General features: G+C 73.1%; 19 protein-coding genes and 3 riboswitches. Of the genes, 9 read left to right on the top strand and 10 right to left on the bottom strand.

All coding sequences use genetic code 11. From position 1 onward, the window contains the following. Positions 1-29 precede the first annotated feature (29 nt). Positions 30-1,082 carry an iron-siderophore ABC transporter substrate-binding protein gene (locus G515_RS0116540; RefSeq protein ID WP_051218496.1) on the bottom strand — a complete coding sequence of 351 codons (1,053 nt, stop codon included), beginning with the start codon at positions 1,080-1,082 and terminating at the stop codon, positions 30-32. A 204-nt stretch (positions 1,083-1,286) separates the two neighbouring features. Then, positions 1,287-1,406, top strand: a riboswitch (cobalamin riboswitch). Positions 1,407-1,440: 34 nt separating this feature from the next. Here G515_RS0116540 and cobN point away from each other — a divergent pair. From cobN to G515_RS0116515, 5 genes are all read left to right on the top strand, one after another. Further along, positions 1,441-5,118 carry a cobaltochelatase subunit CobN gene (gene cobN / locus G515_RS21985; protein ID WP_051218495.1) on the top strand — a complete coding sequence of 1,226 codons (3,678 nt, stop codon included), beginning with the start codon at positions 1,441-1,443 and terminating at the stop codon, positions 5,116-5,118. Positions 5,119-5,125: 7 nt separating this feature from the next. After that, complete coding sequence (gene cobF, locus G515_RS0116530) at positions 5,126-5,854, top strand: precorrin-6A synthase (deacetylating) (RefSeq protein WP_028661043.1); 729 nt, start codon at positions 5,126-5,128, stop codon at positions 5,852-5,854. Further along, positions 5,851-7,272, top strand: coding sequence for a cobyric acid synthase (locus G515_RS0116525; RefSeq protein ID WP_028661042.1), 1,422 nt, complete (start codon positions 5,851-5,853; stop codon positions 7,270-7,272). The genes cobF and G515_RS0116525 overlap by 4 nt, the downstream gene beginning before the upstream one ends. Beyond that, positions 7,269-8,000, top strand: a complete 732-nt coding sequence (locus G515_RS0116520) for a cobalt-precorrin-6A reductase (protein ID WP_028661041.1) — start codon at positions 7,269-7,271, stop codon at positions 7,998-8,000. Before G515_RS0116525 ends, G515_RS0116520 begins: the two co-directional genes overlap by 4 nt. Positions 8,001-8,260: 260 nt before the next feature. Beyond that, complete coding sequence (locus tag G515_RS0116515; protein ID WP_028661040.1) at positions 8,261-9,073, top strand: DUF4352 domain-containing protein; 813 nt, start codon at positions 8,261-8,263, stop codon at positions 9,071-9,073. 101 nt (positions 9,074-9,174) lie between these two features. On the opposite strand, the gene G515_RS21980 is transcribed toward G515_RS0116515, so the two are convergent. From G515_RS21980 to G515_RS0116495, 4 genes are read right to left on the bottom strand one after another with little or no spacing between them, the layout of a single operon-like run. Next, on the bottom strand, positions 9,175-10,140 hold the full coding sequence (locus G515_RS21980; RefSeq protein ID WP_245565448.1) for a cobalamin biosynthesis protein: 966 nt from the start codon (positions 10,138-10,140) through the stop codon (positions 9,175-9,177). Between the two features lie 21 nt (positions 10,141-10,161). After that, a complete protein-coding gene (locus tag G515_RS23850; protein WP_157571155.1) occupies positions 10,162-13,083 on the bottom strand; it encodes a cobyrinic acid a,c-diamide synthase CobB in 2,922 nt (973 codons plus the stop codon). Further along, a complete protein-coding gene (gene cobO, locus G515_RS0116500) occupies positions 13,080-13,694 on the bottom strand; it encodes a cob(I)yrinic acid a,c-diamide adenosyltransferase (protein ID WP_028661039.1) in 615 nt (204 codons plus the stop codon). The genes G515_RS23850 and cobO overlap by 4 nt, the downstream gene beginning before the upstream one ends. Further along, positions 13,694-15,778: an ATP-binding protein gene (locus G515_RS0116495; RefSeq protein WP_028661038.1), complete on the bottom strand. Its 2,085-nt coding sequence runs from the start codon at positions 15,776-15,778 to the stop codon at positions 13,694-13,696. Before G515_RS0116495 ends, cobO begins: the two co-directional genes overlap by 1 nt. 44 nt (positions 15,779-15,822) lie before the next feature. Continuing rightward, positions 15,823-15,972, bottom strand: a riboswitch (cobalamin riboswitch). Between the two features lie 77 nt (positions 15,973-16,049). Here G515_RS0116495 and cbiE point away from each other — a divergent pair. After that, a complete protein-coding gene (gene cbiE / locus G515_RS0116490) occupies positions 16,050-17,252 on the top strand; it encodes a precorrin-6y C5,15-methyltransferase (decarboxylating) subunit CbiE (RefSeq protein ID WP_028661037.1) in 1,203 nt (400 codons plus the stop codon). A gap of 36 nt (positions 17,253-17,288) precedes the next feature. On the opposite strand, the gene bluB is transcribed toward cbiE, so the two are convergent. The 5 genes from bluB to G515_RS21970 are packed head-to-tail and all read right to left on the bottom strand — an operon-like array spanning position 17,289 to position 21,688. Continuing rightward, entirely contained in the window at positions 17,289-17,912 is a 624-nt protein-coding gene (bluB, locus tag G515_RS0116485) for a 5,6-dimethylbenzimidazole synthase (protein ID WP_028661036.1), read from the bottom strand. Further along, a complete protein-coding gene (locus tag G515_RS0116480) occupies positions 17,909-18,661 on the bottom strand; it encodes a cobalt-precorrin-4/precorrin-4 C(11)-methyltransferase (protein WP_036556129.1) in 753 nt (250 codons plus the stop codon). The genes bluB and G515_RS0116480 overlap by 4 nt, the downstream gene beginning before the upstream one ends. Beyond that, positions 18,658-20,238: a precorrin-2 C(20)-methyltransferase gene (locus G515_RS0116475; protein ID WP_028661034.1), complete on the bottom strand. Its 1,581-nt coding sequence runs from the start codon at positions 20,236-20,238 to the stop codon at positions 18,658-18,660. The genes G515_RS0116480 and G515_RS0116475 overlap by 4 nt, the downstream gene beginning before the upstream one ends. After that, a complete protein-coding gene (locus tag G515_RS0116470; protein ID WP_028661033.1) occupies positions 20,235-20,891 on the bottom strand; it encodes a precorrin-8X methylmutase in 657 nt (218 codons plus the stop codon). The genes G515_RS0116475 and G515_RS0116470 overlap by 4 nt, the downstream gene beginning before the upstream one ends. Then, on the bottom strand, positions 20,888-21,688 hold the full coding sequence (locus G515_RS21970) for a nitrite reductase (protein WP_245565447.1): 801 nt from the start codon (positions 21,686-21,688) through the stop codon (positions 20,888-20,890). The genes G515_RS0116470 and G515_RS21970 overlap by 4 nt, the downstream gene beginning before the upstream one ends. A 221-nt stretch (positions 21,689-21,909) precedes the next feature. Then, a riboswitch (cobalamin riboswitch) is annotated at positions 21,910-22,091 on the bottom strand. Between the two features lie 105 nt (positions 22,092-22,196). Here G515_RS21970 and G515_RS0116460 point away from each other — a divergent pair. The 3 genes from G515_RS0116460 to G515_RS0116450 all read left to right on the top strand — a co-directional run bounded on the left by G515_RS0116460 (position 22,197) and on the right by G515_RS0116450 (position 24,331). Next, positions 22,197-23,189: an alpha/beta fold hydrolase gene (locus tag G515_RS0116460; protein WP_245565446.1), complete on the top strand. Its 993-nt coding sequence runs from the start codon at positions 22,197-22,199 to the stop codon at positions 23,187-23,189. Positions 23,190-23,266: 77 nt separating this feature from the next. After that, entirely contained in the window at positions 23,267-23,797 is a 531-nt protein-coding gene (locus tag G515_RS0116455) for a 2'-5' RNA ligase family protein (protein ID WP_245565445.1), read from the top strand. Between the two features lie 9 nt (positions 23,798-23,806). Beyond that, positions 23,807-24,331 (top strand): bifunctional adenosylcobinamide kinase/adenosylcobinamide-phosphate guanylyltransferase, encoded by a 525-nt coding sequence (locus G515_RS0116450; protein WP_028661030.1) that lies wholly within the window; start codon positions 23,807-23,809, stop codon positions 24,329-24,331. Positions 24,332-24,422: the final 91 nt, after the last annotated feature.

Below are 24,422 nucleotides of genomic sequence, written 5' to 3'. Positions count from 1 at the left end.
CGGACCGGTTCGCCCGGGTGGGCGGGACCTCACTCCGCGTCGAGCTGGCCAATGGCCTCATCGATCATCGGCTCGTAGCGGTCGATGACCCACGGGACGGTGAGCGGAGTGATGATGGATGAGGCGGTCACGAAGGACTGGTCCTCGGGTGCGACGACGGAGCCCCGCTCGATCGCCGGAATGCTGGCGTACAGCGGCTGCGACTCGGTCTCCTGCCGGTTCTTCGCGTCGGAGTAGAAGGTGAAGACCAGATCCGAGTCCGTGAGCATGTCGGCGTTCTCCAGGCCGATCATCGCCGAATCGGTGCCTTCGACCTCGTACTCCTTCATGTCCTCCACGGCGGGGTCGACGGTCAGCCCGAGTTCACGCACCATCGCGACCCGCTGCTCGTCGGGGAAGAAGGCGCCGAGCGTGCCGGGGCCGTCGTTGTAGATGTAGGAGAAGGTGAGGTCCTTCCACTCCGGCCTGCGCGCCTCGCTGAACTCGTCCTCGATCTCGGAGATCAGGTCGTCGGCCCGGTCGGCCTCGCCCAGGGCGGTGGCCACGGTCTCGATCTGCTGATCCCAGGTGGTGACCCAGGGCTCCTCCTCATAGGCCACGGTGGGAGCGATGTCGGAGAGGACGTCGTACTGCTCCTGGGTGATACCGGACCATGGCGCCAGGATCACGTCCGGCTCGAGGGCGAGGATGGCTTCCACGTCGAGTTCGGTGCTGCCGGTGAAGAGTTCGGGCAGCTCGTCGCCCCGCTTGTCCACCGCCTCGTGGATCCAGGGCAGATAGCCCGTCTCGTCGGCTCCCCAGGGGTACTCCTCCATGCCCACGGGGGTGGTGCCGAGGGCGATGGCGGTCTCGGCCGACCCCTGCCCGAGGGTGACCACTCGTTCGGGCTTCTCCTCGATGACGGCCTCTCCGAGTGCGTGCTCGACGGTGACCGGGCTGAAGTCCTGCGTGGAGGTGGAGTCCCCGCCGGATTGGCCGGAATCGCCGGATTCGTCGGCTCCGGAGGAGCCGCACGCGGACAGGGTGAGCGCGGCTGCGATGGTCACGGCCGGGGCGGCCGTGCGCAGTCGGTGGAGCTTCATCGGTGAGTACCTCCGAACGAGAGACGGTCGCAGGTGAGCCTAGCCTGTCCTAAGTCGTCCATCGGTGGTGCGGTGGCCGCTCCGCGCACAGGCGGGGCTTCGGTGCGGTGGTTTCGGTGGGGTGCTTCGGTGACCGGCGGTGCTGTCGTGTCGGGGCCCTCGGGTCCGGGCTGCTGCCCCGGGCAGGCCCCCGGACCGGGCACCGCTAGGGTGAGCCCACACGTCTCGTGGAACAGGAACCCGGTGTGACTCCGGGGCGGTTCCGCCACTGTGAGGGTCGCGTGCGACCCAAAGCCAGACACTGGACACGGGACATCCGACGACGAGGGGCGAGAACCCCGAGGAGGAGCACGACCCGATGTCCCGACGCATCCTGCTGCTGTCCACATCCGACACCGACCTGCTCTCCGCTCGGGCCAGCGGTGCGGCGTACGCACTCGGCAACCCGGCGCGGCAGGACCTCGAGCCACGGCTCGAGGGTGCCGACCTCGTCGTACTGCGCATGCTCGGTTCGCCGGCCGAGATCGAGCACCAGCTCGAGGTGCTGCGTGCGTACGGTCGACCCCTGGTGGTGCTGGGCGGCGAGCAGAGCCCGAACGCCGAGCTGATGGAGCTCTCCACCACTCCGCTCGGGGTCGCCGCCGAGGCCCACCGCTACCTCGCCGAGGGCGGGCCCGGCAACCTCGCCGCGCTGCACGCCTTCCTCTCCGACACGGTGCTGCTCACCGGGGAGGGGTTCGAGCCGCCGTTGGCGGTGCCGTCCTGGGGGTACGGCGCCGCCAACGGCCCTGCCGGGCGCTCAACCGGCGAGCCGGTGGCGGGCGGTTCGGGTGAGGACGGGCTGCCCCGGGTGGGCGTGCTGTACTACCGCGCGCACGAGGTGAGCGGCAACGCAGGCTTCGCGCACGGACTGGTCGCCGCGATCGACGCGACCGGGCAGGCGGTCGGCGTACCGATCTTCGCGGGGTCGCTGCGTTCGGCCCCGGACGAACTCTTCGAGGTGCTCGGCGGGCTGGACGCGCTGGTGGTCACCGTGCTGGCTTCCGGCGGAGCCACCCCCGCCGCGGCGAGCGCCGGGGAGGACGACGACTCCTGGGACGTCGAGCGGATCGCCGCCCTGGACATCCCGGTGCTCCAGGGTCTGTGCCTGACCTCCTCGCGGGCCGAGTGGGAGGCCTCCGATGACGGCGTCACCCCGCTCGACTCGGCCAGCCAGATCGCGATCCCGGAGTTCGACGGCCGGATCGTCACCGTGCCGTTCTCCTTCAAGGAGATCGATCCCACCGACCAGTTGCCGCGCTACGTCGCCGACTCCGAGCGGTGCGACCGGGTGGCCGGGATCGCGGTCAAGCACGCCCGGCTCCGTCACGTGCCCAACGCCGAGAAGCGGATCGTGCTGATGCTCTCGGCCTACCCCACCAAGCACGCGCGGATCGGCAACGCGGTCGGCCTCGACACGCCGGTCTCGGCCGTGCGCGTGCTGCGCCGGCTGCGAGCGGAGGGGTACGACGTGGGCGACGGCTTCGGCGTTCTCGACGCGGAGGAATCGGCGACCTCCGACACCGAGGCCGGCGACGCGCTCATCCATGCGCTGATCGCCGCCGGCGGGCAGGACCCCGATTGGCTCACCCAGGATCAGGTCGAGGGGGCTCAGGTGCGCATCACACCGCAGCAGTACGCCGCCTGGACCGCCGACCTGCCCGCCGACCTGCGCTCGGCCATGGCCGAGGCGTGGGGAGAGGCCCCCGGGTCGCTGTTCGTCAACGAGCAGGGCGAGGTCGCGGTCGCCGCATTGCGGTCGGGCAACGTGGTGCTGATGATCCAGCCGCCGCGCGGCTTCGGGGAGAACCCCGTGGCGATCTATCACGACCCCGACCTCGCGCCGAGTCATCACTACCTCGCGGCGTACCGCTGGATCGCGAGCGCTCCGGAAACCGGCGGCTTCGGGGCGCACGCCATCGTGCACCTGGGCAAGCACGGCAACCTGGAGTGGCTGCCGGGCAAGAACGCCGCCCTCTCGGCGTCCTGCGGCACCGACGCGGCGCTGGGCGACGTGCCGCTGATCTACCCGTTCCTGGTCAACGATCCGGGTGAAGGTGCCCAGGCGAAGCGGCGGGCGCACGCCGTCGTCGTCGACCACCTGGTGCCGCCGATGGCACGGGCGGAGACCTACGGTGACATCGCCCGACTCGAGCAGCTCCTCGACGAGTACGCCAACATCGCGGCGATGGATCCCGCCAAGCTGCCCGCCGTCCGGGGCGAGATCTGGCAGCTCATGCACGCCGCCGAGATGCATCGCGACCTCGGCCTGGAGGAGCGGCCCGAGGATGAGGAGTTCGACGACTTCCTGCTGCACGTCGACGGCTGGCTGTGCGAGATCAAGGACGCGCAGATCCGCGACGGCCTGCATGTGCTCGGCGAGGCCCCGACAGGGGAGGCCCGGGTCAATCTGGTGCTCTCGATCCTGCGGGCCGCCCAGGTGTGGGGCGGTCAAGAGCACGCCGTGCCCGGCCTGCGGGTCGCGCTCGGGCACGCGGAGGGATCCGAGCAGCGGGCCGAGACCGACGCCTACGAGGCTCAGGCGCGCGCACTCGTGGAGGAGATGGAGAAGGCCGGGTGGGATCCGCTAGAGGTCGAGCGGCTCCACCCCGACGAGGAGGTCCGCCGGGTGCTCGGGTTCGCGGCGACCGAGGTGGTGCCGCGCCTGGCCGGTACCACCGATGAGCTGGACGCCGTCCTGCGAGCCCTGGCCGGCCGCTTCGTCCGCCCGGGCCCGTCCGGCTCGCCCCTGCGCGGCCTGGTCAACGTGCTCCCTACCGGACGCAACTTCTACACCGTCGACCCGCGCGCGGTGCCCTCGCGGCTCGCCTGGCAGACCGGGCAGGCGATGGCCGACTCGCTGCTGGAGCGACACCTGGCCGACACGGGGGAGTACCCCGGATCGGTCGGCCTCTCGGTCTGGGGCACCAGCGCGATGCGTACCTCGGGTGACGACATCGCCGAGGTGCTCGCCCTGCTCGGCGTCCGGCCCGAATGGGACGAGGCATCGCGACGGGTGAGCCGCCTCGACGTCGTACCGCTCGAGGAACTGGGCCGGCCGCGGATCGACGTCACGGTGCGCATCTCGGGCTTCTTCCGGGACGCCTTCCCGCACGTCGTCTCGATGCTCGACGACGCCGTCCGGCTGGTCGCCGCTCTGGAGGAGCCCGACGAGGACAACTTCGTGGCCGCACACGCCCGGGCAGACCTCGCCGAGCACGGCGACGAACGCCGGGCGACCACCCGGATCTTCGGCTCGGCCCCGGGCTCCTACGGCGCCGGCATCCTCCAGGTGGTCGAGTCAGGGAACTGGCGAGATGACGCCGATCTCGCCGAGGTCTACACGGCCTGGGGCGGGTTCGCCTACGGCCGGGACCTCGAGGGGCGGCCCGCCGCCGATGACATGCGGACCAACTACCGCCGGATCAAGGTGGCCGCCAAGAACGTCGACACCCGCGAGCACGACATCGCCGACAGTGACGACTACTTCCAGTACCACGGCGGCATGATCGCGACGGTGCGGGCGCTCACCGGTGTGGAGCCGGTGGCCTACGTCGGCGACTCGACCTCGCCGGACGCCGTCCGCACGCGCACGCTCGGGGAGGAGACGTCGCGGGTGTTCCGGGCACGGGTGGTCAACCCGCGCTGGATCGCAGCGATGCGCCGGCACGGTTACAAGGGTGCCTTCGAACTGGCCGCGACCGTCGACTATCTCTTCGGTCTCGACGCCACCGCCGGCGTGGTGCACGACGGGATGTATGAACAACTCGCCCAGGAGTACGTCCTCGACCCCGAGACCCGGGAGTTCCTCGAGCGATCCAACCCGTGGGCCCTGCACGGTATCGTCGAGCGACTGCAGGAGGCGGCCGACCGGGGGTTGTGGGCCGAACCGTCCCCGGACACGATCGCTGCGTTGCACGAGGCCTACCTGGCCGTGGAGGGCGACCTGGAGGCCTCCGCAGCCGACGCGGGCGATGATCGAGGTCAGGCTGGATGAGAGCAGGATGAAGGTCCACATCATCGGCATCGGAATGGGACCGCAGCACGTCACCCCCGAGGCCGCGGCCGCTCTGCGCGCCTGCGACTACGTCGTCGCAGCGGAGAAGTCCGGCGACGACGCCCTCCTGGCCCTGCGACGCGAGGTCGCCGACCACTACGACCTACCGGTGGTCGCGGTCCCCGACCCGTCCCGGGACCGCGAACCGGTCGGGGACGGTGGCTACGTCGGCGCGGTCGCCGACTGGCACGCGGCGCGGGTCGCGGCGTACGAATCCGTGCTGGCCCAGCGGCAGGGCAGCGCGGCCTTCCTGGTCTGGGGCGACCCGGCGTTCTACGACTCCACCATCCGGATCATCGAGGCGATCGCGGCACGCGGCACGGTGTCGGTCGACTACGACGTCCTGCCTGGGATCAGCGCGCTGCAACTGCTCGCCGCGCGTCACCGGATCGTGCTGCACGACGTGGGACAGCCCTTGCACGTCACCACCGGCCGGCGGTTGGGCGAGGCGGTCGACGCCGGGCTGACCAACATCGCGGTCATGCTGAACCGCACCCTGCGACTCGACGGCCTCGAGGAGTGGCGGATCTGGTGGGGCGCGAACCTGGGACGCCCCGAGGAGGCGCTGGTGGCGGGGCGGGTCCGCGACGTCCTGGAAGAGATCGAATCCGCCCGTGAGCAGGTGCGCGCGGCGACCGGCTGGGTGATGGACATCTACCTGCTGCAGGCACCGTGACCGCGCTGCTGATCGCCGGCACCACCTCGGACGCCGGCAAGAGCGTGGTCACGACGGGGTTGTGCCGCGCGTTCGCACGGCGGGGGCTCGCGGTAACGCCGTACAAGGCGCAGAACATGTCCAACAACTCGATGGTGGTCGCCGGTCCCGACGGGCCGGGTGAGATCGGGCGGGCGCAGTGGGTGCAGGCGCGCGCGGCGCTGGTGGCGCCCGAGGTGGCGATGAACCCCGTCCTGCTCAAACCGGGCAGCGACCGTCGCAGTCACGTGGTGCGAAGGGGACGGCCCGACGGGGAGCTGAGCGCCCGCGACTTCACCGGCGGGCGGGAGCGGTTGGCCCGCAGCGCGTTCGCGGCCTTCGACGACCTCCGCTCGCGGTTCGACCTGGTCGTGGCCGAGGGGGCCGGCAGCCCGGCCGAGATCAATCTGCGGGCCAGCGACTACGTCAACATGGGCCTTGCCCGGCACGGCGAGGTGCCCACGCTGGTCGTCGGCGACATCGACCGGGGCGGCTGGTTCGCATCGAGCTTCGGCACGGTGGCGCTGCTCGATCCTGAGGACCAGCGGTTGGTGGCGGGCTTCGTGGCGAACAAGTTCCGCGGCGACGTCGGACTGCTGCGGCCCGGGCTCGACGACCTCGAACGACGTACCGGACGGCCGACGTACGGCGTCCTGCCGTGGCACCCCGACCTGTGGCTGGACTCCGAGGACGCCCTCGACCTGGACGGTCGCCGGTCCCCGGATCCGATCGGCGTGAAGCGGGTGGCGGTGGTGCGGCTACCGCGGATCAGCAACTTCACCGACCTCGACGCGCTCGGGCTGGAACCCGGCCTGGACGTCGTCTTCGTCTCGGATCCTCGGCGGCTCGCCGACGCGGATCTGGTGGTGCTGCCCGGCACCCGGGCCACCATCGCTGACCTCGCCTGGCTGCGGAAGCGTGGGCTGGACGAGGCGATCGTGCGGCACGCCCGCGCCGGTCGGCCGGTGCTGGGTGTCTGCGGCGGATGTCAGATGCTCGGCGCCTGGATCGCGGACCCCGACGGGGTCGAGGGGACCGCCGGGGTCCGCGTCGAGGGGCTCGGACTGCTCGAACTCACCACCACCTTCGAGGTGGAGAAGAACCTGGTGCTGCACGAGCCGGCCGGCTACGAGATCCATCATGGCCGGGTCACGGGAGAGACCCGCTCGGGTGCGGTGACCGGCACGATGGTGCACGGCAGCCTCGAGGACGACGCTGCCCGGTCGGCGTACCTCACCGAGGCGCTGGGGGTGGCCTCCACGGCCTCCTTCCCGGCCGCGCGGGAGCGGCGGCTCGACCTGCTCGGCGACCTGGTCGAGGAGCACCTCGACCTGGACGCCCTGCTCGCGCTGGCCCGTGACGGCGTCCCGGGCCTGCCCGTGGTCGGGGGTGCGCGATGAGGGTGCTCCTGCTCGGGGGCACCTCCGAGGCGCGGGAGCTCGCCGCCCGGTTGGTCGCCGACGGGGTGGACGTGACGAGCTCCCTGGCCGGACGGGTGGCCAGACCCCGGCTGCCGGTCGGCCCGGTGCGGATCGGTGGCTTCGGGGGCGTGGCGGGGCTGCGGGACGCGCTGGCCGAATTCGACGCGGTGGTCGACGCGACCCACCCCTTCGCGCTCGGCATGAGCGCGAACGCGGCTGCCGCCTGCGCTCTCGAGGACCTGCCGCTGCTGCGGCTGGAGCGGCCCGGGTGGCCCGACCCGGAGGGACGGTGGCACTGGGTCGACGACCACGACGCGGCCGCCAGCCTGGCCGCGGAGCTGGGGCGGCGTCCGTTCGTGACGGTGGGCCGCCAGGAGCTCGGCCGGTTCGTGCCGGCGCTGGGGGAGCACGCCGTCCTGGCCCGGGTGGTGGACCCGCCGACCCTGGAACTGCCGCTCGGGTGGCGGCTGGTCACCAGCCGCGGACCCTACCGGCTCGACTCCGAGGTGGACCTGTTCCGGGAGCATCGGGCCGACGTCCTGGTCACCAAGGACTCCGGCGGCACCTACACCTGGCCCAAGCTGGAGGCCGCCTCGCAGCTCGGCGTCCCGGTCGTCGTCGTACGCCGGCCGCCCGGTCCGGCCGGCGTACGGACCGTCCACGCGGTCGAGGACGCGCTCGCCTGGCTACGCCTGAGGGGCGTCTGAACAGCCAGCTTTCTTGCGTCGGCGGCGAGAATGTCGGTGACGTGCGGCAAGATTCGACCCGTTACCTTCACTCTGAGCCAGGAGTCCCTCCGATGTCTTCGCCCACGCCCCCGCCGCCGCCGCCCCAGGGCCCCGACGAGCAGTCCGGGGCGGTGCCGCCGCCCCCGCCGCCGGGGGCCGTGCCGCCGCCCCCGCCGGGAGCCCCTGGGCAGCCCGAGTGGTCGGGTCAGCCTCAACCTCCTGCCTATTGGCAGCAGCCGGTGTACGGTCAGCCGGGATACGGTCAGCCGCCGGCATACGGTCAGTGGCAGCCGCAGCAGAACGCCTCCAAGGGCAGCGGACTGGCGATCACCGCCCTGGTGCTCGCGATTCTCGCCCTGCTGATGTGCTGGATTCCCATCGTCAACCTCTTCGCGGCGCTCCTGGCCGTGGTGGCCCTGGTGCTCGGCGTCATCGGGTTCGTGCGGGCCCGTAAGGGCAATGCGGGCGGCAAGGGGATGGCGGCCGGAGCGATGATCATCAGCGTGATCGCGCTCGTCGGCGTGATCGTGGTGAACGTGCTCTTCGGCGCGCTCCTCGACAGCGCGGGCGACGCCATCGAGGATGCCGCGGACGGCAACACCTCCCAGAGCGACGACCAGCAGGAGGCCGCAGCGGAGGCCGCGCCGCTGGGCACCCAGGCCGACGTCGGCGACTACACCGTCTCGGTCGACCGGGTGGTGCTCGACGCCACCGACCAGATCGCTGCGGCCAACGAGTTCAACGAGCCGGCCGAGGGGCAGTACGTCTTGGTCAGCGTCACCGCGACCTACGAAGGCGACGAGACCGGCACTCCGTGGCTCGACCTCGACGTGCAGCTGGCTGGCTCCGACCACCGGATGTACTCGACCAGTACCTGCAGCGCGACCCTGGAGAGCGAACTCTCCGCTGAGCCCGATCTGCAAGCCGGCGGGACCGCCACCGGTGACGTCTGCTTCGACGTGCCGCCGGCTGCGCTGGACGGCGCCACCATCGCCGTGGAGGAGTCGTTCTCCTTCGACGACGAGGAAGCCGAGTACTGGCAGGTGCAGTGAGCCCCGCTGGGTAGGTGCTCAACCGCACCGACCCAGCGAACGGTCGAGCCGGCGCACATGTGCGCCGGCTCGACCCTTCTCACCCGGGTCTCGGATGCGGGTCAGGCGTCGAGTGGGCGCAGACGTCGGCGGGCGGTCCGGCCCAACCCACCGGTGACCAGGCCCGCGACCAGCCCGGCGCCCACTCCCGAGGCAACCCCGACCCGGGTCGCGAGTCGTCGTACGCGGGGGATGTCGGCCGGTCGGGGCGGGCGGCCGTCGCCGAGGACGGGGCGGTGCTCGACCCGGTGCGGGTAGACAGTGCGCCCCCCGAGCCGGAGCCCGAGTGCTCCGGCGAAGGCCGCCTCCACCACGCCGGCGTTAGGGCTCGGGTGGGCCGCCGCATCGCGTCGCCACGCTCTCAGCGCGCCCCGTGGATCAGGACCGAGCGCCGTGGCCAGGATCGCGGTGAGCCGGGAGCCGGGGAGGCCGAGGAGGTCGTCCAGGCGGGCAGCGGCCCAGCCGAAGCGTTCGTAGCGCGTGCTGTGGTGGCCCACCATCGCATCGAGCGTGTTGGCGGTGCGGTGGAGCACCAGACCGGGTACGCCGAGGAGGGCGCCCCACACGAGGGGCGTCACGACGGCGTCGGAGGTGTTCTCCGCGACCGACTCCACGACCGCGCGGGCCACCCCGTCGGCGTCCAGTGCGCTCGGATCGCGTCCGACCAGGTGGGTCAGCTGCCGCCGGGCCGCGTCGAGGTCGCCGGAGGCCAGATGGGCCGTCACCCGGGCGGCCTCCCGGTCCAGCGAACGACCACCGAGCACCGCCCAGGTGACGGCCGCGGTGACCATGGTCCTGGCGCACCGGTGTCCGCCCCGACGCTCGGCGAGGGCCGCAGCCGCGGTGGTGCCCCCGACGAGCACGAGCACGTACGCCGCGCCTCGGCTCCGCCGGTCGGCGTACATCGCTGTCTCGAGACCGGTCGCGAGTCGACCGAAGCCGGCCACCGGATGCCACCGGGCAGGGTCCCCCAGGATCCGGTCCGCAGCCACCCCCACCATGATCCCGATCGCCCGCTCAGCGCTCACGATCCCGTGACCTCCACCCGTTCACCCACCGACTCGTTCCTCCCGGACGGTTGAGTCGGGCTTCCCGGACGGTTGAGTCGGGCCTCGTGGATCGTCGAGTCGCGCGTCGCGGGTCGTTGAGTCGGCCCTCGCGGACGGTTGAGTCGGCTCTCCCGTCGCGCCGACGTGGGCGTCCGGGGCCGTCGATCCAATGCGCCTCGAGGCACCCCTCACCCCGACCGTTCGAGACGACGAGGCGGAGGAGGGGAGCCGGTCGAGAGCAGCGAGAAGGACGGCGACCTGTTCGGGCGGACGGGCCGCGATCCGAACCCAGTTGCCATCCAGGCCCGGGAAGGTGTCGGCGCGACGTACCGCCACACCGAGTCCGCGCAGCTGCGCATGGGCGTGCGGGCCCACCCGGGCCAGGACGAACGGGGCGACCCCAGCCACCACGGGGATCCCTCGTGCGGTCAGGGCGGCGGCCAGGTCGACGCGCCAACCAGTGAGCGTCTCGGCGCGACGCCGTCCTTCGGCCGCGGCAGTCTCCCCGGAACAGACGACCATCGCGGCCAGCGCGGTGGACGACACCGACCAGGGGGTCTGGCCACGCTCCGCATCGGCGAGGAGGTCGGGATCGCCGAGTAGGTAGCCGGCCCGGATGCCGGGGATCGACCAGTGTTTGGTGAGGCTGCGAGACACGAGCAGGCCGTCGGCGCGTTCCCCGGCGAGGGACTCGGACTCGCCGGGGACGGCGTCCAGGAACGCCTCGTCGACGAGTACGACCCGTCCCGGCCGGAGCAGACCGCGGATGGTTTCGGCCGGATGCAGGACGCCGGTGGGGTTGGTCGGATTGCCGATGACCACCAGGTCGGCGTCGTCGGGCACCAGGCCAGGATCCAGCGCGAAGCCGTCCTCTTCTCGGCAGTGCACCGGGGTGACCGCGGTGCCGGCCTGTTCGAGGGCCGCGTGCGGCTCGGTGAACTGCGGGTGGACCACGACCGCACGCTGCCAGCGCCTGAGGCGGGCGACCAGGGTGAAGGCCTCGGCCGCTCCGGCGGTCGGCAGCACCTCCGCAGGTGGGCGTCCGTGCCGGGCCGCGATCGCGTCCCGCGCCCGACCCGGATCCGGGTAGCGGGCGGCCTCGTCGAGCGAAGCGAGCAGGGCCTGGTCCAGCCAGCGCGGCCGCGGTCCGGCGTACACGTTGACCGCGAAGTCGAGCAGACCCGCGCCGGTCTCCCGGTCCCCGTGGTGGCGGAGGGGGTCCGCCGGACCCCGCGATGCGGGGGCAGCGGGCGGCACGCTCTCGGACGGTCCGGGAGGTCCGATTCGACGGTCAGTGAGGTCCGACTCGACGGTCCGGGAGGACCGACTCGACGGTCTGGGAGGACCGACTCGACGGTCCGGGAGGACCGACTCGACGGTCCGGGAGGACCGACTCGACGGTCCGGGAGGACCGACTCGACGGTCCGGGAGGACCGACTCGACGGGATGCAGGTGCACACCAGCGGGGCGGGCGACCCACTGGTGGACGGTGCGGGCGAAGCTCGCGACGGTGTCGGGGTGGCCGGCGGGGTGCAGATGGAGGTACGACGCATGCAGGGTCGGCCCCGCGAAGCCCTCCGGTCCGCCGGGGAGCCGCCAGGCGGTGCCGTGGCGGGAGTGGTCACCGGGCACCACCCGGGTGCGGTGGAACTCGTGCCCGTGGACCCGCGTCCCGCCCGGGGCGAGAGGGCTGTCGGTGAGAGCGGTGGCCTCGCGGTAGCCGAGGGTGAGGCGGGGGCTCATCGCGGCGGTCGCGTCGAGGACGCCGGCCATCGGGTGCCCGTCCAGGGAGCGGCACAGCGCGAGCATCCCGGCACACTCCGCCGTGGTGGGGAGGCCGGCCAGGATCGCGTCGCGGAGGGCTTCGAGCAGGCCCGTGTTGGCGGCGAGTCGGGCGGCGTACTCCTCCGGGAAGCCGCCGCCCAGGATCAGGCCGACGGTTCCCTCCGGCAGGGAGCGGGCGGTGAGCGGGTCGAAGAGGACCGGTTCACACCCCGCGGCTCGCAGGAGTTCGGTGTGCTCGGCGTAGCCGAAGGTGAAGGCGGGGCCCGAGGCGATCGCGACGACGGGGCGTGGTGCCCCGGGAGCTTCGGCCGTCGGGAGGATCCCGGTGGGGGTCGTGACCGCGGGGCCGGCATCGACGCATTCTGCCGGCGGGACGACGGCGGCCGTCGACGTGGGCGGAAGGGCGATCTCGGCGACGGGGTCCCAACGCGGGGTGTCCAGTGGCGGGGCGCTACGCCCCAGGTCGAGGACGGCGTCCAGGTCGACGTGCCGGGTGACCACCTCGGCCAGGCGGGTCACCAGGTCGGTGGAGGAAGCGCGTTCGGCGGCGGGGATCAGACCGAGATGCCGGGAGGGTGTGTGCAGGTCCGCGTCGCGGGGGACCGAACCCAGCACCGGGATGCCGAGGTCGCGGATGGCGCTGCCGACCTCGTCGGCGTGCCGGGCGGAGCCGGCCCGGTTCAGGACGACGCCGCCGATCCGGATGCGGCGGTCGAACGAGGCCAGCCCGGCCACCGCGGCCGCGTGGGTGCGTGCGGCGTGGGAGACGTCGACGACCAGGATCACCGGAGAGTCCGTGAGCGCCGCGACGTGGGCGGTCGAGGCCTCTCCGCCGGTGCCGAGGCGGCCGTCGTAGAGGCCCATCACGCCCTCGATCACGGCGAGGTCCGCCGTACGCGCACCGTGGAGGAGCAGGGGGGTCACCCGGTGCTCACCGACCAGGAACGGGTCCAGGTTGCGCCCGGGCCGCCCGGTCGCGAGCGCGTGGTAGCCCGGGTCGATGTAGTCGGGGCCGACCTTGTGTGGGCTCACCCGGAGCCCCCGGGCGGCGAGCGCGGCCATCAGGCCGGTGGCGACGGTGGTCTTGCCGTGGCCGGAGGCGGGGGCCGCCACGACCAGTCTGGGGAGGACGGTCACCACTCGATGCCCCGCTGTCCCTTCTGCCCGGCGTCCATCGGGTGCTTGACCTTGGACATCTCGGTGACCAGATCAGCGGCCTCGAGCAGGCGCGGGTCGGCGCGGCGTCCGGTGATCACGACGTGCTGGCGTCCGGGGCGGTCGCGCAGGGTCGAGACCACCTCGTCGACGTCCACCCAGCCCCACGCCAGCGGATAGGTGAACTCGTCGAGCACGTACAGGTCGTGGGTCTCCGCGGCCAGGCGGCGTCGGATCTCCTCCCAGCCTTCCCGGGCCGCCTCCGCGTGGTCGGACTCCTCGCCCTGTTTGCGGCGCCACGACCAGCCCGACCCCATCTTGTGCCACTCCACCGGGCCGCCCTCGCCGGTCTCCCGGTGCAGCTCGCCGAGCCGCTCGAGGACGGTCTGCTCCCCGATCCGCCACTTGGCCGACTTCACGAACTGGAAGACCCCGATCCGCCAGCCCTGGTTCCAACCCCGCAGGGCCACGCCGAAGGCCGCGGTGGACTTCCCCTTCCCATCGCCGGTGTGGACCATCACCAGCGGACGGTTGCGTCGCTGCCGGGTGCTGAGCCCGTCCTCGGGCACGGTCAGCGGCTGTCCCTGCGGCATCAGGCCGCTCCCGCCACGAGCTCGGTCAGTGCCTCGGCGGTCACCCGGGCGAGAGGCACGTGCTCGGCCCCCAGCTGGACGGCGAGTTCGCGGGCGAGCCCCAGCCGCATCCGGCCGGACTCGCAGTCGACGACCACCGCCGTCAGCTGCGAATCACCGCGAAGGTGCGCCGCCACCTGTCCGGCCCGAGTGACCGCGTCCCGCCCCGCGGTGGCGCGGCCGTCGGTGACCACGATCAACAACGGACGTCGGGAGGGATCGCGCAGCCGCTCCCGGCGGATCACCTCGGCGCTGGTGAGCAGCCCCTCGGCGAGGGGGGTGCGGCCGCCGTGCGGCAGTGCGTCCAGGCAGGCGGCGGCCACGTCGACGGATCCGGTCGGGGCCAGGGCCACCTCTCCCTGTTGGCCGCGGAAGGTGACCAGACCGACCCGGTCGCGGCGGCGGTAGGCGTCCATCAACAGGGACAGGACGGTACGTCGTACCTGCTCCACCCGGTCGCGGGCCGCCATCGAGCCGGAGGCGTCCACGCAGAACAGCACCAGGTTGGCCTCGCGGCCCTCCCGGATCGGTCGGCGCAGGTCGTCCGACCGGAGGCGGAGCGCACCGGAGAGACGGCCGCGGGCGCGTTGGTGGGGGATCGCCGCCCGAACGGTCTCGACCAGGTGGATGCCGCCTGCCGGTCCGGCGGAGGGGTGGGAGGCGGACGCGGACCCGACCCGACGCCCGGACGTCGACCGAGCCCGGCTGCGGCGTCCGGCCTGGCCCTCCCCCACCCCGGCGACCGAGAAGAGCTGCACGGGGGCCGGGTCGCTCCTGCCGGGTTCGGGAGCGGGGACATGATCCGGCGTCGGCTGTTGGGACTCGGGGTGCTGGTTCTGGACCCCGGCCGGCTCAGGGTCGGCAGCGTTATCGGCAGCGTTCTCGCCGGCGGGTCCGGTGGGGCCGGTCGGCTCGGGTGCCTGGTCCGCACCGGTCGAGTCGGACCGTGCCCCGGGCCCGCCGTCGGGGTCCGGATCGTGATCGGGATCAGGCTCCGGATCCTCGTCGGGGGGCAGCAGGTCGTCGAGACGGTCCTGATCCATGCCGGGGGCGTCGAACGGGTTGCGCCGGCGGCGGTGCGGCAGCGCCAGCCGGGCCGCGACCCGAAGGTCCGCGGTGGTGACGTGGTCGCGGCCCTGCCAGGCGGCGTGCGCGACGGCGGTGCGGGCGGTGACGATGTCGGCACGCAGCCCGTCCACCTCGAAGGCGGCACACAGTTCGGCGATCGCGAGCAGGGTGGCGTCCTCGAGCCGCACCCGGTCCACCAGGACGCGTGCGGTGGAGATCCGCGCGCGCAGGCGGTGCTCGGCCTCGGCGTAGGAGGAGGCGAATCCTTCGGGATCGCGGTCGAAGGCGAGTCGCCGGCGGACGACCTCGGCCCGCTCGGCGGGGTCGCGCGGCGCGGCCACCTCGACGGAGAGGCCGAAGCGGTCCAGCAGCTGCGGACGCAGTTCGCCCTCCTCGGGGTTCATCGTCCCGACCAGCACGAACCGGGCGGGGTGGCTCACCGAGACGTTGTCGCGCTCGACCGTGACCCGGCCGGTGGCCGCCGCGTCCAGGAGCTGGTCGACCAGGTGGTCGTGCAACAGGTTGACCTCGTCGACGTACAGCACGCCGCGATGTGCCCGGGCCAGCAGCCCGGGGTCGAACTCGACCGCGCCCTGGCTCAGTGCCCGCTCCAGGTGGATGGAGCCGAGCAGTCGGTCCTCCGAGGCCCCCACCGGGAGTTCGACGAGCCGAACGGCGCGGGTCATCACTTCGGCGGAATCATCGAAGGGGCCGTCGGGGGAGTGGCCCTCCGGCGAGGTCGGCAGCGCCGGGTCGACCGAGAAACGGTCGCCGGCGTACACGTCGATCGGCGGCAGGACCCGGGCCAGCGCGCGCACCAGGGTCGTCTTGGCGGTGCCCTTCTCGCCGCGGGCGAGCACCCCACCGATCCCCGGTGAGACGGTGGTCAGCACCAGGGCCAGCGCCAGGTCGTCGAGGCCCTGGGGGGCGTCGGGGTCCGCGCCGAGAACGGCGGGGAAGGGATACAGATGTGCCAAGACTGAGGCTCCGCTCGGGTTCGCCGACCGTGGTCGGGCGGGCGCGAGGCCGGTCTTCGGACTGACCGGGTCCTGCTCGTCGAGCAGGCTCGGTTCACCGCAGCGGGCCTGTGCCGGAATCTCACCGGCTTCCCAGATTCTCCTCGCTCGCCGACCTCGCCGTTTCCGACGGTGCCGACCCACGAGGCACCTCGTGCCTGGATGGACTTGTCTCCGCGCGCCGCCGCCCGGAGGGTCGGTGACGTGCGCGGTCACGCTAGCATCGCGGCTCGTGACCAGCTCCGCCGCGTTCCTCACCGTGATCGGCCTCGACGCCGCCGGACGCTGCGGCAGCGAGCAGGCGGAGGCCGAGGTCGCAGCGGCGGAGGTGCTGCTCGGCGGCCGGCGGCACCTGGCCCTCACGCCCGCCGTGCCCGGCCAGGTGCGGGTGCCGTGGCCCTCGCCGCTGCGCGCCGGCCTGCCCGCCCTGCTCGAGGAGCACGCCGGCCGCCGGGTCGTCGCGCTGGCCTCGGGGGACCCGATGAGGTCGGGGATCGGGACCACCCTGGTCGGGCTGCTCGGCGAGGACCGGGTGCGGGTGCTCCCGGCCGTCTCCTCTGTCGCGCTGGCCCGAGCCAGGCTCGGCTGGTCGGCCGAGTCGTGTGCGGTGGTGACGCTGGTGGGCCGCGACGTCCATGGCGTCCTGCGGGAGTTGGCACCGGGACGGCGGGTGATCGTGCTCGCCAGCGACGAGCACACCCCCGGGCAGGTCGCCGCCCTGCTCGTCGACCGGGGGTACGCCGCCAGCCGGCTGGTCGTGCTCGGTGACCTCGGCGCTGCCGACGAGTCGGTGATGGAGACGACCGCGTCGGCGTACGCCGGTCCGGCACCACGGCTCAACGTGCTGGCCCTGGAACTGGCCGGACCGCCGGTCGGCGGCTGGGTGGCCGGCCTGCCGGACGACGCCTTCGAGCACGACGGCCAGCTCACCAAGCGCGACGTGCGCGCCAGCGCGTTGGCCAGGCTCGCCCCGGTGCCCGGTGAGCGGCTCTGGGATGTGGGGGCGGGTGCCGGCTCGGTCGGCATCGAGTGGATGCGTGCCCATCCCACCTGTCGCGCCGTGGCCGTGGAGAGCCGACCCGACCGGGCGGCTCGGGTCCTCCGTAACGCGCGGGCCCTCGGCGTACCTGCCCTGGAGGTCGTCGAAGGTCGCGCTCCCCAGGCCCTGACCGGGCTCGCGTCCCCGGATGCAGTCTTCATCGGCGGCGGTGCCACCAGGACCGGCGTCCTGGACGCCTGCCTGGACGCCCTCCGCCCCGGAGGCCGGCTCGTGGTCCACGGCGTCACCCTCGAGACCGAGGCGATGCTGGCCGCGGCCCATGCCGCGCACGGTGGAGAGCTCACCCGACTGGCGGTCGAGCAGACCGCCCCGGTCGGCACCTTCACCGGCTGGACGCCGGCCCGCACCGTCACGCAGTGGTCCCTCGTCCGCTGACCCGCTGACCCGGACCGGCGCAGCCGGAGGTACCGGTCAGCGGGGCGAGTAGCGCTCGGCGTGGAGGGCCGTCGAGAGGGGAGTACGTCGGCGCCAGCCGGCCCGTTCCAGGTCGGGGACCTCGGGGCGCTCGGCGATGGCGCCCAGGCAGAGCCAGGCGACCGGGCGGACGTGCGCAGGGAACCCGACCAGGTCGCGGAGGAACTCCTCCCGGTAGAAGCTCACCCAGCCCACCCCGAGACCTTCGGCGGTGGCGGCGAGCCAGAGGTTCTGGATGGCCAGGCAGACGCTGTAGAGCCCGGCGTCGGCGATGGCGTGCCGGCCGAGCACCGCCGGCCCGCCCCGGCTGGGGTCGTACCCGACCACCACTCCGAGCCCGGACTCGCGGATCCCCTCGACCTTGATCCGGTCGAACGTCCGGGCCCGCTCACCGGACAGCGAGGCCGCGAAGGTGTCGCGCTCGAGGACCACGTGCTCGCGGAAGGCGGCGAGGGTGCCGGGGGAGCGGACCAGCACGAAGTCCCACGGCTGGGACAGCCCGACGCTGGGGGCGGCGTGGGCGGCCTCGAGGACCCGGGTGAGGACGTCGTCGGGCAGCGGTTCGCCGGTGAACTCGCGGCGGGTGTCGCGGCGTGCCCCGATGGTCTCGTACAGGTTCACGCTCGGAGGCTCCGATCGCGGGCGGGATCGTAGAGGAAGGAGTCCCCACCCTCGCGGGCGAGCGCGCGTCCCACCAGGATCACCGCGGCCTGCCGCAGCCCCGCCTCCTCAACCTTGTCGGCCAGGTCGGCGACGGTGCCGATCAGGACGAGTTCCTCGGGCTGGCTGGCACGGTGGACCACGGCGGCGGGGCAATCCGGGCCGTAGGACGGCTCCACCTCGGCGAGGAGTTCCCGGACCCGCGTGATCGCCAGGTGCAGGACCAGGGTGGCGCCGGTGGCGGCGAAGGCGGTGAGCGACTCAGCCGACGGCATCGCCGTCGACCGCGCCTGGGTCCGCGTCAGCACGACCGACTGGGCGATGAGCGGCACGGTGAGCTCGCGCCCGATCCGGGCCGCCGCGGCGGCGTACGCCGGGACCCCGGGGACGACGGTCCACGGCACCGACGCCGCATCCAGCCGGCGGGTCTGCTCGGTGAGTGCCGAGTAGAGCGAGGGATCCCCGGAGACCAGCCGCAGCACCCGGCGTCCCGCCCGCTGACCGTCGACCAGGTGAGCCAGGATCTGGTCCAGGTCCAGTCCCTGGGTGTCGACCAGGTCCGCGGCAGGGGAGCAGTGCCCGAGCACGTCGGGATCGAGGTAGGTGCCGGGGTAGAGGACCAGGTCCGCCTCGGCGAGCAGGCGGGTCGCCCGCACGGTGAGGAGATCGGCCGCTCCGGGACCGGCTCCGACGAACGTCACCGGGCTCATCGCACCCACCTGGGGGTCCAGACGCGGCCCCGGGCGTCGACGCGGGTGCCCGAGGCACCCACGAGGAGCAGGCACTTCATGTCGATCGAGGCGGGATCGAGGGCGCCGAGGGTCGTCACCGTCAGGGATTCCTCCGCCCGACCGACGTCGCGGCCGACCACCACCACGGTCTCGGCGGACCGGTGCTCCAGGAGGACCTTCTGGGCCAGGCCGATCTGGTCGGGCCTGGCCCGGGAGGCGGGGTTGTAGACGGCCAGCGCCAGGTCGGCCTCGGAGACCGCGCGCAGCCGTTGTTCGATCACCTCCCACGGCTTGAGCCGGTCGGAGAGACTCATCACCGCGAAGTCGCCGCCCACCGGCGCACCCGCCCGGGCGGCGACCGCCTGGAGGGCCGAGATCCCGGGCACGACACGGACGGGGACACCGGCGTACGCCGGATCCTCGGCCGCCTCGAGCACGGCGGTGGCCATCCCGAACACGCCCGCGTCACCGCCGGAGACCACGGCCACCCGCTCGCCGCTCCGCGCGAGGTCCAGGGCGAGCCGGGCCCGGTCCAGTTCCACGGTGTTACCCGACGCGTGCCTGGTGAGCCCCTCGCGTTGGGGCACCCGGGCCACATAGGGGGCGTAGCCGACCAGGTGGTCGACCTCTCCCAGCACGGCCTCGGCCTCCGGGGTCAGCCAGTGCGCCGGGCCGGGACCGAGGCCCACGACGAGCAGTTCGGCGGGCTCGCTCGGCGTGGCAGGATCCGAGCCCGGGCGCCCGACAGGCTCGGCCGAGGTCCGACGAGCAGGGGCGGGGGAGGCCGCACCAGCGGTGTCGCGGGAGCGGGGGCCGTGGAGGGAGTCGCCGTTGACCACGATGATGGAGAAGTAGGGGACCGAGTCCGGGTCGACGTCCGCCACCGGGAGCCAACGCTCCTCCGGCATCGAGGCCCGCTCCACGTAGAGGGCATGCTCAAGCCGGCCCGCGGCGGCGAGCGCCCGGCGTACGGCGGGGAAGGTGCGGCCGAGCTTCATGATGACGGCCCCGTCGGTGTCGGCCAGGCGCCGGGCCAGTTCGGCCTCGGGCAGTGTGCCGGGCAGGACGGTGAGGACGTCGGTCTGCCGCACCAGCGGCGAGGCGGTGATGGCCGCCGCAGCGGCGAAGGCCGGGACGCCGGGCACGATCTCGGTCGGATACCGCTCACCCAACCGGTCGTGCAAGTACATGTAGGAGCCGTAGAACAGCGGGTCGCCCTCGGCCAGGAGCACCACGTCGCGCCCGGCGTCCAGATGGGCGGCGAGCCGAGCCGCGGAGGACTCGTAGAAGTCGGCCAGCGCGCCGACGTACCCGCCGGGATGGTCGGTCGTCCCGGTCGTGACCGGGTAGGTGAGCTGCTCCTCGATGACTCCGTCGGGGAAGAGCCCGGCCGCGATCCGTCGCGCGTTGGAGCTCTTGCCGACCCCGGCGTGGTAGGCGATCACGTCGGCCGAGCTGATCAGGCGAGCGGCCTTGAGGGTGATCAGTTCGGGGTCGCCGGGGCCCAGACCGACCCCGTGGAAGTGCCCGGTGACCGGGTTGTCAGGGGTGGTCATTCCGCCTCCGAGGCGAGCGCGTTGATGGCCGAGGACGTCATCGCGGACCCTCCGCGCCGACCCCGGACGGTGACGAAGGGGATGTCGATGCCGTGGTCGGCCGCGAACCCGGCGAGTGCCTCCTTGGACTCGGCGGCGCCGATGAAGCCGACCGGGCAGCCGACGATCGCCGCGGGCCGCGGTGCGCCGTCCAGGATCATCTCGAGCAGATGGAACAGCGCCGTCGGCGCGTTGCCGATCGCGACCACGCTGCCGGCCAGCAGCGGTTCCCACAGGGAGACGGCGGCCGCGGTGCGGGTGGTGCCGAACTCCTTCGCCAGAGCGGGGACCCGCTCGTCGCGGAGCAGGCAGTGCACCGGGTTCTCGGCCGGCAGCCGCGAGGCGGTGATCCCGGTGGCGACCATCCAGGCGTCGCAGAGGATCGGCGCGCCGGCGTCGAGCGCGGTGCGGGCCGCCTCGACGACGTTCGGGTGCAGGACCAGATCGGCGGCGAGGTCGGTCTGCCCGGTGCCGTGGATCATCCGTACGGCGACCCGCTCGGCCTCCGCCGGGATCCGGCTCAGGTCGGCCTCGCGCCGGATGGTGGCGAAGGAGTCGGTGTAGATCGCCGGCCCGTCGTCGACGTACTCGTAGATCCTGGGCGGGCGCTTCATCGGGCCTCCGGGGTATGGGGTTCGTTGGTGGTGGGGATCAGTACGCCGCGCCACGGGGTGATCACCAGATCGGTGTGCCCGTCCAGCAGGGCGGCCGCGTCGGCGCGGGTCAGGATGCCGCCGGGGAAGGTCAGGTGGGTGCCGCCCGGCACCGGACCCGCCGGCAGTGCCTCGCAGGGGGCCGGCAACCTCGGGTCGGGGGCGCTGGGGATGACCAGGGGGACGGCCAACTCCCGGACGTGCCAGGGTGCGGCCGGGCCCCCACCACGGGTCTGGAGGAACCGTCCGGCCAGTTGGATCAGGGTGTCGGCGGCCCGGGAGACAGGGATGGCCCCGGTCCACCCGCCGCCCACCCGGAGCTGCGCGGTGTCGCGGTCCAGGGCGGCCAGACCGAGGTCGCAGGTCCGCTCGAGAAGGTCCCGCAGGTCGCCACGGCCGTCGTCGAGCACGAACAGGAAACGACCGGGCAGCTCGGCCAGAGCAGGGTCCTGCTGGAGCCGCGCGTCGAGCGCGGCGACGACCGGGCGCAGGTCGGTGCGCCCGCCGACCAGCCCGCTCTGGGGCGACATCACGATGTTGCGCACCAGGTCATGCCGGAGCGAGGGGACCAGCCCGGTCGCCCGCAGCCCGGCCACGACCTCGGGAAGCAGCCTGCCCTGGACGCCGGGCAGGCCCCGCACCTGCAGATTGGCCCGGCTGGTCAGCTGGACCGCCCCGTCGCCGTACTCCTCACTGAGCGCGAGCAGCCTGTCCAACTGGGCTGCGGTGATGCGCCCGCCCGGTACCCGCAGGCGCACCAGCAGGCCATCCTGCGCCGGCCAGGGGCGCAGGACACCAGGGCAGAGATCCCGCCGGGTGCGGCCGCCGGTGGACCCGATGTCGGACCCGATGTCGGACCCGATGTCGGACCCGATGTCGGACCCAGTTGGGGTCGGAGCGTCACCAGGCGTGGGGGGTGAAGCCATCGGAGCCCTTCGAGGTCAGGACCCGTGCGCGGGGTCCGTGGTCGACCTCGCGGCGGTCGCCGCAAGGGCCAGCAGGTCTTCGGACTCGGGTTCATCCGGCCAGGACGCCTTCCCGGGCAGCTGCCCAGTGGCTGCCGCCGGTCTCCCGGAGGCATGTCCTGCCCGTCACCCACACCGCTGCGCGTCAGCCCCGGATTCTCACCGGGTTCCCGTGACTGGCGGCGCCACGATACCTCCCGAGCCCGGCAGCGCCCCTTCGGTGGTCGCTGACCGGGCGTCATGGCCGGTTGCCGGCGTCGATCGGGCGACACGGTGGGCCGGCGATGCCACACTGAGCGCCGTGACCGATATCTCAGCCGCCCGCCATCAGCTCTCCGACGTCAACGGCATCCGGATCCACAGTGTGGAACTCGGCCCCGAGGAGGGGCCGATGGTGCTGTTCGTGCACGGCTTCCCGGAGTCGTGGTACTCCTGGCGTCACCAGCTCCCCGCCCTCGCCGACGCCGGCTACCGGGCGGTGGCCCTCGACGTCCGCGGCTACGGACGCAGCTCCAAGCCCGCCGCGATCGAGGACTACCGGATGGTGCGGCACGTCGCCGACAACCTCGCCCTGGTGCGGGCGCTCGGCGCCGAGACCGCCGTGATCGTCGGGCACGACTGGGGGGCACCGATCGCCTGGACCACCGCCCAGCTCCGGCCGGACGTGTTCACCGCCGTCGCGGGGCTCTCGGTGCCGTTCGCGCCCTCCGGGCCGACCCGCCCGACCGACGGGTTCCGGGCCATGGGCGGCGAGGACGAGTTCTACATCAACTACTTCCAGCGACCGGGTCGTGCCGAGGCCGAGATCGAGGCCGACGTACGCCGGTGGCTGTTGGGGATGTACTTCACCAGTTCGGGCGAGGGCGGCCTGATCGCCCGGAACGCGGGGTTCACCGGGCTCGCCGCCATCGCTCCGGGCGGACTGATGAGCGACCGGTTCGTCTACCCCGACCAGATGCCGGAGTGGATGGACGAGGAGGATCTGGACTTCTACGCCGCCGAGTTCGAATGCGGCGGCTTCTCCGGCCCGCTCAACCGCTACCGCAACGTCGACCGCGACTGGGAGGACCTCGCCGCCTTCGGCGACCGGCCGATCGAGGTGCCGGCGCTGTTCGTGGGCGGCCAGTTCGACGGGCCGACCGTGTGGGGTAAGCGCAACATCGACCGCTTCGAGAAGACCCTGCCGCACCTGCGTGGCAGCCACATCCTGCCGGGCTGCGGACACTGGGTCCAGCAGGAGCGCGCCAAGGAGGTCAACGACCTGCTCCTGGAGTTCCTGGGCTCCCTGCGGTGAGTCCTGCGGTGAGTCGTGGCGTGACCCGAGCGGTGAGTCGGGCGGTGAGTCGGGCGCCGGGCGCCGGGGGACACAGCGTGCTGGTCGTCCCGGTGCCCGCCCTGGAGGAGTACGTCGCTGCGCGCACCGCGCACTACGACGACTCCTGCCTCTCCGCCGACCCCGCCTGGGTGCACGCCCACATCACCCTGCTCGGTCCCTGGCTGCCCGACCCGGCCCCAGCCGATCTGGCGCGGGTCGGTGAGGTGCTGTCCGGGGTGTCGCCGTTCGAGGTCAAGCTCGGCGAGGTCTCCGTGTTCCCCGACGGCCTGATCCACCTCCGTCCCTCGCCCGACGAGCCGTTCACCGCGCTCACTCGCGCGCTGGCGGCCGCCTTCCCCGGCTACGCGCCGTACGCCGGGCGGTTCCCGGATCCGGTCCCGCACCTGACCCTCGACCAGGTCGGCGGAGCGGTCAGCCTGTCCTCGGTGCGTGCCGACCTGGCCGACCTGCTTCCCGTCACCCTCACCGTCGACCGGGTCGACCTGCAGTGGTGGGCCAACCATGCCTGTCGCGTGCTCCACAGCTGGGTCCTGACCGGGCGCAGCCGGGACCACCCGTCCGTCTAGGGTGCGGGCATGCGGATCCTGGTGACCGGCGGCGTGCGCTCCGGCAAGTCCCGGCACGCCGAGGCGTTGCTCCCGGCCGACGCGGCGGTCACCTATGTGGCACCCGGGCGACCGGCCGACGGGACCGATCCCGACTGGGACGCGCGTGTCGCCGCGCATCGCGAGCGTCGCCCGGAGGGGTGGCGGACCGTCGAGACCGCCGAACTCCCGACAGCCCTGACCGGATCGCCCGGTCCGGTCCTCATCGACTGCCTGGGCACTTGGCTGACCGCCCGACTCGACGCCGGCTGGCTGTGGGAACGTCCCTCGGCGGAGGCCTTCCAGGCGGTCTCGGCCGAACTCGACGAGCTCTGCGGGGTGCTGGCCACCGTGCCGGTGGCGGTGGTGGTGACCAACGAGGTCGGCCTCGGCGTCGTACCCGCGCATCGCTCGGGGATGCTCTTCCGCGACCTGCTCGGCACCGTCAACCAGCGGGTCGCCGAGGTGTGCGACGAGGTCCACCTGGTCGTCGCCGGCCGGGTCCTCCGGCTCTGAACCCACCTCTGCGACGTACCTGTGCGACCGCCCGCCCCCGGGCGTGTTGCTGCCGTTGAGTCGGTCGTGGTGGGCGGTCGAGTTGGCCGTG

Origin of the sequence: Nocardioides insulae DSM 17944, assembly GCF_000422825.1 — a bacterium.
GTDB lineage: Bacteria > Actinomycetota > Actinomycetes > Propionibacteriales > Nocardioidaceae > Nocardioides > Nocardioides insulae.
Note: the sequence above shows the minus strand (reverse complement) of the source record. Positions and strands in the feature narration are given on the sequence as shown.